The following is a 14,838-nucleotide window of genomic DNA, read 5'->3' as shown; positions in this document are numbered from 1 at the left end:
GGTTCCTATCTATTACGCATGAATCCTTTCAGTCTCAATACATCTCCCCTAGTCAGTGGAAGATCCACTGCTGCAAAATCATGTATACGTCTGGCCGCTATCGATTGCTCCTGTGCGAATTCTGATGATAATGCGAAGTCCTTCATTCCGTAATTGGTTGGAAATTTCTCCCCAAGACTATATTGGAGCACCATGTCATCCATATCATGTTGAACCTGATTGAATTCTTCAAACACTTCACGTGCAACAGCTTCAGGAATTTCCAGATGTTGCATAAAATGACTCGATCCTAGGTTCATATGTCGTCCAGAATCCGTCGCTCCCACAAGATTATACTGGTAGCGCAACTGCCGACCGCACACACAGCGTAAATTTTCCAAAAGCTCAGGGTCTGACTTTCTAAATTGCCAGCCTAAGTCGACACGGACACCAATAAATCGCCATTCAGGTGCCTCGGAAAAAACTAGATTCATCACACGGTCTGAGACACTTAGCTGTAGATGCTCTTCGTATGTATCGCGCTGAGATTTCGACATTTCAAATAAAATGGCCGTCCGCTGTCTATCAGTAAAAGCCACTCTTGGAGCCGTTATTGCGGTATCTGCTGAATTCCGCTTGCTAAGTGAATGTATCCGGCGTTGGTTCGAACGTTCTAACTCGTCCAATCCTTGAGTTCTGCTTCGATTCTTCTTCAATCCGATTTCTCCATTCTTGCAACATGTGCTCTAATTGCTAATCGACCTTCATCGTTGACACCGATTAAAATTTACTACTTTCCACAAAACTTTTCGATACCGCAGACCACATTTCAGGTCGTAGGGCTTAGGCGCCGGCACTGCCACAGCTCGTCCTCGCGAGTTGTGCACGAAATGCATTCTGCCATCGCCATACCAGCGTGTAATAAAAGCACTTAGTCTGGCAATAAACTAGATGCACTGCCTTACCTCTCGTGTTCAAAATAAATCCGCCGACTACAGCAAAAAGACGAGACAGTTCCCGTAATGCGAACAGTCTCGTCTCACCTGTTTGTCGCTGAGTCGCCGCCACATCCTGCAGCCCTACCGCGTCGCCTCGTAGCTCCCGTCGATCAGCTCCCCGAGCTCCTCCGCGGACTTGAATGCCGGCAGCAGCGCCGTCAGCCAGTGGGCCTTGTTCATGTGGTAGCCGGGCCGAAAGTTCGGCTGCGCCTGCAGGATTGAGTTGAGCTCCGGGTCGCACTTCAGGTCCACGATGTCGAGCTCGCCGTCGCCCAGCAGGCCCATTTTGGCCGCCGGCACGTTCATCACCACGGCGAACCACTTGCCGTCCGGGTGCCGCAGCGCGACGTAATCGGGAAACTTCATGAACGGCCGGTCGACGACGGCCGGGTAGTGGTCCTTGCAGTACTGAATGAAGTCGTCTCGGGTCATGGTAACACCTCCGAGGTCATTATACGCCTTGGTCACAGGTCACGGATTTCCTGACCCAGCTGTGTCATTAGGTTCTCGAAGCCCGGCGACGCCGAGCCAGCGTACTGCTCGGCCAGGGCGAGTTTCTTGCGAATTCGGTGCCGCACCGCCTTGGTCCCCGCCGGCTGGCCGGATCGGGCCTTCGCCTCCAAAAATGACTTCAGACGGCGAAGCCGCGCCAGCCGCTGTGCGACAACCGCCGGCGTCACCCGCTCAGGTGCGGCGGCACGCACTTTCTTTCCTGCCGCTGGCTGCTTTAGCACGGTGCGCGGCGGCGTGACGTTGCGTACCGACTGCTCCTTCTTGGTCGCGGCCACCTCCGCCAGGTCAGCCGCGGACAAGGCGGTCAGCCGAGCAATTTTTGCCAGCACCGCATCAAGCCGCTTCTGCACCTTCGCGGGGAAACCCGGCCACAGCCGCTGGCTGCGCAGCGCGTTGGTCGGCTCGATCACGCTTTCCACCAGGTCGGGCAGCCACTTGCCGAACTCCGTGCGCCCCATCAGCCCGAGCAGATCGCGATTGATCGCGTTTTGCGTCACCACCAGCCGCTCGTAAACATCCGTCGGCGTCGCGGTCAGCGATACCGCCGAGACCAGGTTCACCTGCCCCGCCATCAGCGGTGTGCCGCGCCACACCGGCGCCGCTTCACGATGGGACGTTGCGCCGCCGTGCTCGGCCGCTGATTCCGGCCTGAACGCCGGCCCGGCATCGCGGTACGCCCGTTTCGCCCCCGGCGTTGACTCCCCGGCCGGCCGCCGCAGGTCCTTCTCCGCCGCCTGCGCCCCGCCGCTTGTGACGGACGCCTGGTGGGGCGTCCCGTACATCTGGTCGTGGACCTGCCGCACCGCGCGCTGGAGCTGGTTTTGCTCGGCAAATAGCTCAGATTCCCGCTGGCTGACCAGCCGCTCCAGCGCCGCCTGGTCGTTGTGAAACAGCGGCAGGTCGACCTCGCCGTAGTCGGCACAGCGCTGGGCAAGCTTGGCACTCTTGCCATCGTCCAAAACGCCAAGCCGCAGCGCCCGCTGGTACAGCGCATCGGGGAACCGAACGCCCCTGCGCCACAACACCAGGATTTCGTCCTGATAGATGTTGATTTTGTTGACGCCGTTTTTGATCTCGTTGGCGACCGACTGGGGAATCCCGAGGTGGTCACAGAAGTGCTTGATGCCGAGGTAGTGCTTCTTACCCGTTTTCACCGAGCGAATCTCATACTGAAACTTGATGCGCCGGCCGCAGTCGCAGTGCAGCTCCTCCCGGCGGTGATGCCCCGTCCAGTCGGAGCGCTGATACCCGTAGTCGATGCGCAGTCCGTAGAAGGCCCAGTCCGTGTTCTCGAGGTAGCGGTTGGTGTGAAAGGTTGAGCGGATCTTCAGCATCGTGTACTTCTCGAGCACCTTCAGCTGCGCCTTGTTCATGGTCAGCATGATGTCCGACCGCTCATCATCGCCCAGCGCGTAGACCTTCAGCCCGCTTGACGCCGGGCGCACAATGACGTGCGTCGGCCGTGCCGGCGCGGTCGGCTTGGTCTTCGCCTGATGCTTGGTGACCACCGCCTTGGGCTTTCGCGCCGGCGTCGGCTTCGGTTTCGGCTTCGCGCGCTCCGTCGTCACCTCGGACGTCACACTCTCCCACCACTGACTGCGCGCCTTTAGCGTGTAGTTCGGCTTCTTCCCCATAATCGAATCCCCCAGTTTGCTTCGATGGGTTGAGTATAGCAGAAAAGGAAGATGAAAATGAACGGTTGCGGAAAAATAATCCTTTGAATCGGGGTTACACGAAAGATATATAGCGGTTCCATAAATTCAGAATACAACGTCTGCGATCGTCGCCCATTTGCAAGGTTATGCCAGGCAAGCAAAAAACAGCGCATCAGATGGATGCGCTGCGCCGTGATTGCCGTTCAGTATGTCGATAGCGCTGCGCGGCCTCACGATAACCGCACCGCTTCAAGTTCTAACGTTTACCCTTCTGTCAGCGCCCGGTACAGACTGAGGTCGACCTCGTGCTCCAGCCGCAGCGTGAACTCGATCAGCTTGGTCTCCTGCTGATCCACGTTGTGCCGCACCGTGTCCGTTGCGCTCAGCACCTCCGCTGAGCCGAGGTAGTAGAAGTCGTTGCCTTCCTTCTTATCGTCGTCCGACTTCTTGACGAACAGCTGGATCATGCCAAAACCCTGGTGCGCGATGACCTGGGCCTCGGTGTTGCTGGTCGTCGAGCGGCCGCTCTTGGAGAACCAGCGCATCGTGGAGCGGTCCAAGAACGCGTCCTCGTAGGCCATCTTGTTTTGGAACTGGTCCGTTTTCTCCAGCGCGATGAAGGTCGGCAGGAACCGGCCGTCCGGGCGCAAAATGTAGCCGCCGACGTTCTGCCCGTTCTGCTCCTTCTGCCAGTCCAGCAGCTTGATCACATCGGCGCGGTAGTACTTCTCGCCGATCGTGAAGCGCTCGCGGTGACTCAGGCCGTCGTGGCGCAGCTCCCAGAGGTTGACCGCCAGCGCATCGAGGACGTAGGCGCGAAACGCCGGCTCCTCAAGCTGCGCCTGGAATCCGGCGGCCAGCCGCCACGTGTCACCGCGGCGTTCCACCAGGGCGGCGTCGCCGTACTTCTTGCGGTTGGCCACCATGAAGTAGCTGAGATCCAGGACACTGGCGACGTTCGCCAGGGTCTCCGCGTCACAGAAGACCCCCTGCGCCGTCATCGCGGTCGCGATCGTCGCGTCGCTCAGCGCGCGGTGTTCGATCAGCGCGCGCAGGATCCAGGCCTCCAGCGGCCGCTTGGCCACGGCCACCTCCTTGGAGAGGAAAAGCAGCCGCTGGTACGCCGCCTCACTGAGGGGCGCCGGCGCGACCTTCTCGTACTTGCGCTGGATGTCGTAAAGCGTCTTGAACTTCGCGACGACGTCCGGCACCGCCACGCTGCTAAGCTTGGCAAAGTCCAAAAGTATCGGGGCGCGGTCACCGATCTTGTCCTTCACGCTCCGGTAGGCCGCCTCGAACCGCTTCATGTCGTTGAGCTTGGCCCGCGATACCGCCGCCAGGACCCGCTTGCGCGCGATCTCCTCGAAGTGAATCGTCGACACCCCGGCGAGGCTTGGGCTGATGATCTGCTTGCGGATTTTCTCCTTGTTGCTGCTGTGCGAGCGGTCGAAGGCCATCGGAATCATGTAGTTCTCGTCGTAGTTGCCGATGAAGTCCAGCACGGTCACGGATTCCTTGTCCGGCAGCTTGCGCAGGCCGCGCCCGAGCTGCTGCAGGAAGATGATGCTCGACTTCGTGGGCCGCATCATCACAATCTGGTTGAGGATCGGAATGTCGACGCCTTCGTTGAAAATGTCGACGGTCAGGATGTACTGCAGCTCACCGGCCGTCAGCCGCCGCACCGCGTCCTCGCGCGTCTCAACGGTGTCGACCGCCGAGACGAACGTGGCGTGAATGCCCCGGGCGTTCAGCTTCTTGGCCAGCTCGCGGCCCTCCTCGACGCGGCTGACAAAAATCAGCCCGTGCACGCCGCCTTCGCGCGGCCCGTAGTAGTAGGTCTTGGCGATCAGGTAGTTGACCCGCTCGTCGGACACCAGGTAGCGCAGGTCGGTCGCGTCGTCGATCACCTGCCCGTCCTTTTCGTAATCGGTCACGCCGATGTAGTGAAAAGGTGCCAACAGGTCGTGGTCGAGCGCGTCCAGAAGCGAGATCTCGTAGGCCAGGTGGTAGTCAAAGTAGGCGTACACGTTCGTGCCGTCGGTCCGCTCCGGCGTCGCCGTCATTCCCAGCATGAACTTCGGCTGGAAAAACGCCATCAGCCGCTGGTACATCGAGGCTTTCTCCCCCGCCTGGCGCTGGCTGACCCGGTGTGCCTCGTCGATGATGATGTAGTCAAAGGCTTCCGCCCCCAGCTGCGCCTGAATCTCGGGCTTGGCGGCCATGTTCACCGTGGCGAACAGGTACCGCGCGCCCAGCTGCTTCTGGCTGCCGCTCAGGATGCCGTAGTCGGCCTCGGGCCCGCCGAGCACCTCGCGGAAGCTGGTCAGCGCCTTGCGCAGGATCTGCTCGCGGTGCACCACAAACAAGACGCGCTTTGGCCGCGCCTGCTGCACGTCAAAGGCCGCCAGGTAGGTTTTGCCCGTGCCTGTGGCCGCGACCACCAGCCCGCGCCGCGCGTGCTCCTGCTCGCGCAGCTGGCGCAGGGCCGCAAGCGCCGGTTGCTGCATCTCGTTGGGCGTGATTTTGCCCGGCGCAGCCACCGGCAACGCCGCGGCGGGCCGCAAAGCCGGCCGGTACCGCGTGCGGTAGGCCGCGATCCAGTCTTCGGTGAGCGGCTGGGCCTGCGTCCACAGGTCGTCGAGGCCCGCCTTGACGTCGCACACCACATCCCCGCGCTGCGTCGACGTGACGCGCAGGTTCCATTCGAAGTTTTTCTTCAGCGCGTTTTGCGTCAGGTTAGCGCTGCCGATCAGGACGCTCTCGTAGTCGCCGTGGTCGAAAAAGTAGGCCTTGGTGTGAAACCCGTCCTGGTTGAGCACACGCACCTCCAGGTTGGGAATGTGCAGCAGGTCCTCGAACACGGCGGGCTGGTTGAAGCACAGGTAGGTGGACGTGATCAGCCGCCCGCTGACGCCGTGCAGCGCGATGTCGGCCAGCGTGCTCTTGATGTCCAGCAGGCCGCCGAGGGTCACGAAGGCGACGGCGATCGTGAACCGCCGGGCGCCGCGCAGCTCCTCCTCGAGCGTGTCCAGCACCGTGCTGTTGTGGTTGGTGACCAGCGCCGGCTGGTACTGCGCCAGCGCCTGCGTGGCGTTGTCGATGAACCCGAAGTGCAGCCCCCGGTTGATCTCGTGGCTAGTATCCATAGGCAAAATCGGTCTTGGCCAGCGCCTTGATCACCGCGACGTCGCTTGGCGCCCAGGTCAGGGCTAAGGCCTCCGCCGGCGTCACCCAGCGCAGCTCATCGTGGGCGATGGTCTTGGTGATCTCGCTGTCCAGCCGCACGTAATAGCAGTGCAGCACCACCTCGCCAAAGGTGTGCTCGGCCACGCCGTCGATCGCGAATTTCTCGAACACCGTGGCCTGAGCCCCGAACTCCTCGCGCAGCTCGCGCGCCATCGCGGCTTCCGGCGCCTCGCCCGGCTCGATCTTGCCACCGGGAAATTCCCACATGCTGCCGAGCACCCGGTTGGCCGCGCGCTGTGCGGCCAGCAGTTTGCCATCCTTCACGATGATGGCACCAACAACCTGAATCTTACTCACGATGGTTCCCCCTTAACGTCTTTGCTACGTTCAGTGTACCAGATCACAAGAACGGCGGCGCGGCGAAATCGGGCGGCTAACGGGCGATTATCGGGCTCGCCCGTTAGCCGCCGCAGCCGAGCCGATCGCGTTGCGCTGTCTAACCCCTCAAGATCATCAGTCCGCACAAAAAACGGGCACCCCACGCCTTGGCGCGAGTTACCCGTATGCAGTGTCTTATTCATCAACTAGGATCGTCGGCTGAGATCAGTTCGCCCCCAGCGCCTTCATCACAGCGTCCTCGGCCGACGAGTAGAAGATCAGGTTGAAGGCCGCAACCAGCTCGCCCGGCACGTTGACCAGGTCGCTGGCGGCGGACACCGGCAGCAGGACATTTTTCGCGCCCGCCTCGTGCGCCACCTGCAGCGTGTCCGCCAGCACGTCGATCTTGCCTGCCTGGCCACCGATCGTGACATCGCCGAGCACGGCGAGGCTGTCGATCGTCGAGCGGCTGACCGCAATCGAGGTCAGCGCGATCAGGCTGGCCAGGGTCAGGCTGCCGGTCATGCCGGTCCCGTTGAGGTTGCTGACGTGCAGCACATAATCGTGCCGGTCCGGCGCAATGCGCTGATCGATCGAGCGATAGCTGGTGGTCAAAAGGCGCATCCCCGCCTTCGCGGCCTCGCGCGCCGCACGGTTGTTGCCGACCCCGGTGGACTCGATGTGGCCATTACCGCTCAGCACCTGGGATTCGAGCTTGAACAGGCTCAGGCGCTCGTCGCCGTCGCGCTCAACCGCGTACACGAACCCGGGCTTCTCCGTCCCGACCGGAATCAGCGTCGCCGAGCTCTGCTCCGGCACGGTCACGTAATGCTCGGCCTGTGTGTCGCGGTCAATGTAGGAGAAGTTCACATCGTAGAACTCCATCCCGCCGATGCGCTTGAGCTGCTCCTTCACGCGCCGCCGCATCTCAAGGGCGAAGGCGAGGATCTTCTCGACGTCCGCCTTCTCGAACTCGCCGTTGGGGTACAACAGCTTGATCATGCCCGAGACCGTTTTGCGCACCGCGATCGCGTCGCGCTGGTTCAGCTGGGCCCCGAGGGCGAAGTCGTCGTCGAACGCGTCGCCGTACGAGATCTTGCGCAGCTCGCGCAGCACCTCGGCCAGGTAGTCGCTGATGAAGCCGAAATCTTGGGTGAAAAAGTTCGTCCGGTACTTGGGGATCTCCCAGCCCGGCAGGTAGTTGTGAATGCGGTCGAGGAAGGCGGTATCGGTGCCCATCGCCTCCGGGAACGGCTCGAACAGGTTCGCCGTGCGCAGCAGCACATCGACGCTCTGGTTGATGTTGCCGACGAACACCATGCCGGCTCGAGCCTGGATCTCCTCCCGCCCGCGGGCGAAGGAACCGGAGGCCATGTAGTCCTTCATGATCTGGACGCCGTCTTGATCCTTGAAGTTGATGCCGGCGACCTCGTCGAAGGCCACCACGTCCCACATGCCGACCAGACCGACCTCGCGTCGGGTCATGTTGTAGAACAGGTTGGCCACGGTGGTCTGGCCCCCGGACACGAGAATCGTGTTCGGCGACAGCTCCTTGTAGACGTGGGACTTGCCGGTACTGCGGGGTCCCAGCTCGACCAGGTTGTAGTTGTTCTCGACCATCGGGATCAGCCGCGAGATCAGCAGCCACTTCACGCGCTCGTCGAATTCATCGGGCTCCATCCCCATCGAGCGCAGCAGCAGGTCGATCCACTCGTCGGTGGTGAAGGCGCGCCGCCCCGCGTAGACCTCCTCCATGTCGATGAACGGCACCTGCACCGGGGTCAGCTCCTCGATGCGAAAATGGTCCTCATCCTCGTGGCTGTAGCTCAGCCGCACGATCGACCAGATGCCGCCGATCAGCAGGCGTTCGTTCTCTTTCGGGTAGCTCTCGTCCACCGGCACTCCGTTGAGGCCGAGGTTGCTGAAGCGGGCCTCATAGCGGTCCGCCTTGTCGTTCAGCGCCACCGTCAGCTTGTCGATGACCGTGTAGGCGCCGTTCTCGCGGATCTTGGACTTGATCTTCTCCGCCTCGTCCGGGCGCACGTAGTTGTTGGCCAGCGTGTGCTTCACGTTTTCCACCCCGCGCTCGATCTGCTCTGGGTCGGAGCCGTTGGCGAACTGGCCGAGCAGGAACTCGAGCACATAGGTCGGCACGTTCGCGCCTTCCTTGATGCGCTGGGTCAGGTCCTTGCGCACGAACCGACCGTTGAAGTGCTGCTCAAGCTTGGTCAGAATGCTTGCGCGCCGTTCTTGTTGTTCCTCAGATGTCAAAGCCGAATCCTCCCCCGATTACCATGTCCATTGTGTACGGCGTCCGTTGCATCTCGTCGGTGTCCGCGTTGCGGATCACCAGCATGTACTTGCGCCCGTTGAGATACTTCGCGTCCTTGAGCGTCAGGCGCACGCGCTGGATCCGTTCCTTGGCCTCGGCGCGGCTGTCGGCTCGGAACTCACGCACACCCGAGATCTGGTTGCCGTCCGCGTCCTCGAAGTAGATCAGGTAGTTCGCCGCCGTCACCGTCTCGCTGAGCGCAGAATCCTGCATCAGCTGGACGTAGACGTCCCGCGACGTGATCCGCGGTGCCGACGTAACGTCGTGCAGCTTGGCCGGCTCCGCCGCGGAGCGCCCGGTTCTGGTGCGAATGTCGAGCACCGGCACGATCATCTCCTGGGCCGAGCTGCCGCCGTGCACGTAGTTCTGGCTTGGCCCCGGCGCCTGGAAAATGTTGTAGCTCTTCGGATAGTTCACGAAGCGCGCGTCGTCGTTGCCCATCAGCTCGCCCAGCCTTTGATGGGAGACGCCGGTGATCTCCAGCGGCCGCGCCGTGATCGCGTAGCGCTGTTCCTTCTTGATCCCGCCGGCCGCTTCCCAGGCCGCATCGTCGATCACGATCTTGTTGGCGCTATCCAGCGCGGAGTAACGGTAGATGAAGCCGTGGTCGGCGGTGACGATGATGTGCACCACCGACACGTTGCGCAGCTGCTCGACGGCGCGCGCCAGCTGGGTGATCGCCGTCTGGGTGGCGGTGAAGACCGACTGCTCGGACACCGCCTTTTCCCCGGTGGTGTCGACCTGATTGTCGTACAGGTACACCACCTTCTGCCCGGCCAGGAACTCCTTGCGCTGCTGAGAGTTCATGCCCGTGAAGTCGCGCAGTTGGCACGCGACACTGGCCGGGTTGGCCGCCTTCAGCGCGTCGCTACGCAGACCGGTCGAGTTCACCAGCTGGCCGTCCGCGAGCACCGTCTTGTTGCCGTCGTAGCTCAGCGCGCGGTTGGGCAGCAGCGCCGGCATGCCAAAGTAGGTCACCGACGGCAGCCCCGTCACTAGGTACTGCATCTGCGTCTTCATCACGTCGCGGGCGTCCAGCTGCGCCTGCAGCTCGCGGGCGGCCTCGTAGCGGAAGGCGTCGGAGACGATCACCACCGTCCGCTCCTCGCTGACGGAGACGTACTGACGGTAAAAATTACGCTGGTAGCGGTCGCTCGGCACGTTGGCGGCCGTGTACACCGCGGTCCAATTGCGCACCGAATCCGCCAGGAAGTCGTTGAGGTAGGCATTCTCAACCTTCGCTCGAATGCCCTCCGTCAGCGTCTCAAGCTCCGGGGCGACCGCGGCACAGGCGGCCGTGAAGTGGCGGTAGCTCGTGTCCAGCTGGTAGTCCTGACCGATGTAGCCCGCGATGGCCGCCGACAGATCGGCGGGTTTGTCACTCGGGCGCACCGTCAGCAGCGCCAGCGCGTTCTGCTGGATCTGGTAGGCACTGGCATAATTCTCACCGTACGGCCGACCCAGGCGGTTGACGATCAGCTCGCCGATCGTCTGCCGACCGGCATGGGCCCCGTAATCCCCCGCCAAAAGCCGTGCGGTCACCCACTTCAGGATCACACGGTCGATCTGCGGGAAGGCATCGATCAGCGCCAGCTCGGCCATGTCCATGCCCTCGAACAGCCGGGCGCCGTTGATGAACTCCCACACCGTCGTGGCGACGCGCTGCAGTGGCTCGCGGCAGGTGATGACGTTGCGCGTGTTCTGGATGAACGTGATCGCGTTGTTGGCCCGGCCCAGCTTGTAGGCCTCGAGCTTGGCCGGCAGCCCGCGATCGGCCTGATCGTACGCGAGGTTCAGGAACATCGCCGTGAACAGGTACTTCAGCGTCTCATGGTCGCCGTCGAAGCCGTACGCCTTGCGGGCAAAGTCCCAGAACACGTCCAGCGCACCGTACTTGTCGAACTGCGCCAGCACCTCGTTGTCGTCGTCCAGACTGCTCTGAATGACCTCCTGCAGAATGGCCCCCAGCGCCGGGGACTGCGCCTTGGCCAGCGCCGCCAGCAGCACCAGCTCCAGCGGCTGGTCGTTGTAATTCAGCTTGGCGAAGCGCTGCTTGCGCTCCTTGTTGGCGAAAAAAGCGGCGTACTGCTTCAGGAAGTCGCGCGCGTCCGGCTGCGTCAGCCCGAGCTCCTCCTTGAGCATCGTCAGCGCGTCGGCCGCGTACCGCTTGGAGTAGCGCAGCATGTCCGCCATCAGGTTCAGGCTCAGATCAGGCTCAGGCTTCGGCGAGTAGACAAGCGCCGATTCGCCGTTGCGCTGCATCTCCGTCAGCCGGATTTTGACCTCGAACTGGTTGTTCGGCATCACCGTCACCACCGGCTGGCTCAGCTGCGACGCGATCGCTGGAATGTTGTCCTCGAAGTCCGCGTCCTCGTCGTACCAGAACACAAAGTGGTTATCCTCGGTGAACAGCGACGTGATGCCCTGAACAACCTGTGCCAGATCCAATTCTGCCATGCTATGCTTCCCCCGCTTCATCGAATGTCTTCCTATCTTTCTAACTTCCAATTATACCCAACGCTCTTCGCGATAACTAGCGCTCCGGCCAGATATCGCTCACTCCCAGCTATAACCGCGGCGTGATCGCGGATCTCGTTGAGCAGATTCCCGAGGCCGACTTCGACATTGCGTCCGATGACAGCCAGGGGCAGGTTGAGATCATTGGGTGGCTGTATCAGTACTACAACCAAGAACCGCACAACGATGTGGTGAACATCAACGGCGGCCCCGTCAAGGAACGCGACATCCCGGCGGCAACCCAGCTGTTCACCACCGACTGGGTTGTGCGCTACATGGTTGATAACTCGCTTGGGCGTTACTACTTGGAACACACGCCGAATTCTAAGCTCGCGGATCACCTGGACTACCTAGTACCGGGGGAATTGCACTCGGTTAATGAGGCGCTAGATCTCTCACAGCTGCGCGTGCTTGATAACGCCATGGGCTCGGGCCACATTCTGGTCTACGCCTTTGATGTTCTCATGCACATCTACGAGGAGCAGGGCTTCAGTCGGCGCGAATCCGCGATCCAGATCGCAATGCACAACCTGTACGGCCTTGAGATCGACAAGCGGGCCTACCAGCTTGCGTACTTTGCCGTCATGATGAAGGTGCGGCAGTACGATCGACGGGCGCTGACGCGGGAACTGAAGCTCAACCTGCACGTCTTCATGGATAGCAAGAATCTCCAGCCTGAACTGATTGATCAGCTGCCGCTGGCAGCCGAAGCGAAGGTTCAACTGAACGAGATTTGCAGTGTGTTCCGTGACGCCAAGACGCTGGGTTCGATCATGCAATTCCCACGGCAGTACGATGTGTCAAATCTGCTCGCGCAGCTCGACGCTCACGCTGGGGCCGCTCCGGCCAACATTTTTGCTAGTGAGGGCGATTTAGCCCAACTGCGTGAGACGGTTGAGATCGTCGGCGTCCTGCAAGGCAAGTACGATGCGGTGGTGACCAATCCGCCGTACTTGAACCGAATGGATAAAACACTCAAGGATTACGTGAAAAAGTATTATAAGGCGTACTCCGGTGATCTGTTCTCCGTATTCATATGGCTGAACATCAATATGACGCGCAAGGATGGCTATGCGGGATACATGACGCCATTCGTATGGATGTTCATCAAAACCTACGAAGCACTTCGCACCGACGTATTGGATACCATGACGATTTCAAGCCTAGTTCAGATGGAATACTCGGCCTTCGAGGAAGCTACCGTTCCAATTGATACCTTTGTTCTGAAGAATTCTCGTGAGCTGACGGGGACATATCTTAAGCTGTCGGACTTCAAGGGCGGCATGCAGGTTCAGGGGGAAAAGGTGCTTGAGGCGATTGCGGACCCGTCTGTGAAGTACCTCTATCGAGCTAACCAAGCGAACTTTGGGAAGATCCCGGGGAGCCCGATTGCGTACTGGGCGAGTGCGAACCTGCTTCATGACTTCGAAGTCGGGACGCCGATGGCGGAGCTTGTGGATCCGCGCCAAGGACTGGCAACGGCTGATAATAATCGATTCCTACGTCAGTGGTTCGAGGTTGCATACAAAAACATCAAGTTTGATGCACGATCAATCAAAGAGTCTGTTGAATCTAAGCGAAAATGGTTCCCATATAACAAGGGCGGGGCCTACCGAAAGTGGTACGGAAACTACGACTATGTTGTTAATTGGGAGGATGATGGTCGAGAAATTCGCAGCTTTACCGACAGTAAGGGTAAGGTGCGTTCGAGACCTCAAAACACTAATTATTACTTCCGTGAAGCGATAACTTGGTCCGATATTACAAGCGGCGCTTTTAGTATGCGATACGTAGAGCCCGGAAGCTTATTCGGCACTGTGGGCCTAGAGGCTTTTCCAAAATCCTCAGAGGTAGATATAAAAGTTCTGATGGGTCTTTGCAATACGAAGATGTTTAATTATATTCTCAGTATAATAAATCCAACTTTGCATTTAGTCATAGGTAATCTCAGTATTTCACCTGTTATTATCGACGATCCAGTATCATCGCATGTTCTAGAATATGTTGAAGATAATATCAATCTAGTGAAATCTGACTGGAATGCCTCTGAATGTGCTTGGGATTTTGCAAGTTTTGGTTTTCTTTCCCATATCGCTGAGCATCCACTGGCCATCCGCACAAAATTCGCCCGCGGGCGCCCTTTTGTGCCAATTTTGTGCCAACCTATCACCATAAAAGATGAAGGAGTGAACGATTATGGTCAGTTATCGTAAGCGCGGCAAGGTGTGGCAGTACGAGATCTCGTACAAGGACCGCGATGGAAAGTACAAGAAACTCAGGAAGTCCGGCTTTCAGCTCAAGGGGGACGCGGAGCTCGCGGCCAGCCAGATTAAATCCAATTACATCAGCGTTCGTCACTACAAGGCCGGCGACATTCCGCTGGCCGACTACTTCAGCCGGTGGGTCAACCTCTACAAGGCCACGTCGGTCACCAGTATCACGCTGATCAAGTACCGCAACACCCTGCAGCACATTCGCCGCCTCTTCGGTCGCACGCTGCTGAAGGACATCACGCGCTCCCTTTACCAGAAGAAAATCAACGAGTTCGCCGTCGATCACGCACCCCGCACCGTTGCCACCTTTCACAAGCAGATTCGTGCGGCAATGCTCGACGCCCTCGACGAGAAAATCATCCCGATCGACCCGACGCGCAAAATCGTGATCAGCGGCCATCAGGTCCCCCACCCCAAGAAGGCGCTGGACTTCGGCGAGTGGCGGCAACTCATCACCCAGCTTGATCTCACCGTTCGCGAGGAATTGATCATCTACCTCGCGGCTGTCACCGGCATGCGCTACGCGGAGGTGGTCGGGCTCACCGCTACCGACCTTGACGTCGAGAACAATCTGCTGATCGTGAACAAGACCTGGGACTACAAGTACCACACCGGCTTCAGGAAGACGAAGACCCCGAGCTCAGTACGTAAGATTCCCGTCGACCGCCGTACCCTGATCGCTATCCAGACCTACATCGACGGCCATCCACAGTCGGACGGCCAGCCCATTTTTCTCGTGAACGACCGAGTGCCCGTCAGCGCCGAGATCAACAAGACGCTGACGGATCTGCTCGCCAGCCTCGGGCTGCCGCGCATCACCTTCCACGGCCTCCGTCACACGCACGCCTCGATCCTGCTGTACCAGGGCATCAGTGTTCTGTCCGTGTCGAAGCGGCTCGGCCACGCCAACATCACGACGACGCAATCCACTTACCTACACGTCATCAAGGAGCTGGAGGAGCAGGATACGGATAGAATCCTTCATATCATCTCGCTTCCGTAAATTG

Annotated in this window: 9 protein-coding genes; 2 read left to right on the top strand and 7 right to left on the bottom strand. The window is 60.0% G+C overall.

What is annotated here, in order from left to right; translation table 11 throughout:
* Positions 1-5: 5 nt before the first annotated feature.
* From LE416_RS07465 to pglZ, 7 genes are all read right to left on the bottom strand, one after another.
* On the bottom strand, positions 6-695 hold the full coding sequence (locus LE416_RS07465; protein WP_225047875.1) for a hypothetical protein: 690 nt from the start codon (positions 693-695) through the stop codon (positions 6-8).
* Positions 696-1,058: 363 nt separating this feature from the next.
* The gene (locus LE416_RS07460; protein ID WP_225047874.1) at positions 1,059-1,409 is read right to left on the bottom strand and encodes an MmcQ/YjbR family DNA-binding protein; all 351 of its coding nucleotides are present in this window, start codon (positions 1,407-1,409) and stop codon (positions 1,059-1,061) included.
* A 32-nt stretch (positions 1,410-1,441) separates the two neighbouring features.
* On the bottom strand, positions 1,442-3,124 hold the full coding sequence (locus LE416_RS07455) for a hypothetical protein (protein WP_225047873.1): 1,683 nt from the start codon (positions 3,122-3,124) through the stop codon (positions 1,442-1,444).
* A gap of 284 nt (positions 3,125-3,408) precedes the next feature.
* Positions 3,409-6,291 carry a DEAD/DEAH box helicase gene (locus LE416_RS07450; protein WP_225047872.1) on the bottom strand — a complete coding sequence of 961 codons (2,883 nt, stop codon included), beginning with the start codon at positions 6,289-6,291 and terminating at the stop codon, positions 3,409-3,411.
* On the bottom strand, positions 6,281-6,688 hold the full coding sequence (locus LE416_RS07445) for a (deoxy)nucleoside triphosphate pyrophosphohydrolase (protein ID WP_225047871.1): 408 nt from the start codon (positions 6,686-6,688) through the stop codon (positions 6,281-6,283). The genes LE416_RS07450 and LE416_RS07445 overlap by 11 nt, the downstream gene beginning before the upstream one ends.
* A gap of 246 nt (positions 6,689-6,934) precedes the next feature.
* Positions 6,935-8,980 (bottom strand): protease Lon-related BREX system protein BrxL, encoded by a 2,046-nt coding sequence (gene brxL / locus LE416_RS07440; RefSeq protein WP_225047870.1) that lies wholly within the window; start codon positions 8,978-8,980, stop codon positions 6,935-6,937.
* On the bottom strand, positions 8,970-11,498 hold the full coding sequence (gene pglZ, locus LE416_RS07435; RefSeq protein ID WP_225047869.1) for a BREX-1 system phosphatase PglZ type A: 2,529 nt from the start codon (positions 11,496-11,498) through the stop codon (positions 8,970-8,972). The genes brxL and pglZ overlap by 11 nt, the downstream gene beginning before the upstream one ends.
* 122 nt (positions 11,499-11,620) lie before the next feature.
* Here pglZ and pglX point away from each other — a divergent pair, with 122 nt between their 5' ends.
* Both pglX and LE416_RS07425 read left to right on the top strand, forming a co-directional pair.
* Positions 11,621-13,771 (top strand): BREX-1 system adenine-specific DNA-methyltransferase PglX, encoded by a 2,151-nt coding sequence (gene pglX / locus LE416_RS07430; protein ID WP_225047868.1) that lies wholly within the window; start codon positions 11,621-11,623, stop codon positions 13,769-13,771.
* Positions 13,755-14,834, top strand: coding sequence for a site-specific integrase (locus tag LE416_RS07425; RefSeq protein WP_225047867.1), 1,080 nt, complete (start codon positions 13,755-13,757; stop codon positions 14,832-14,834). The genes pglX and LE416_RS07425 overlap by 17 nt, the downstream gene beginning before the upstream one ends.
* Positions 14,835-14,838: the final 4 nt, after the last annotated feature.

The organism is Lacticaseibacillus kribbianus (assembly GCF_020180945.1).
GTDB lineage: Bacteria > Bacillota > Bacilli > Lactobacillales > Lactobacillaceae > Lacticaseibacillus > Lacticaseibacillus kribbianus.
Note: the sequence above shows the minus strand (reverse complement) of the source record. Positions and strands in the feature narration are given on the sequence as shown.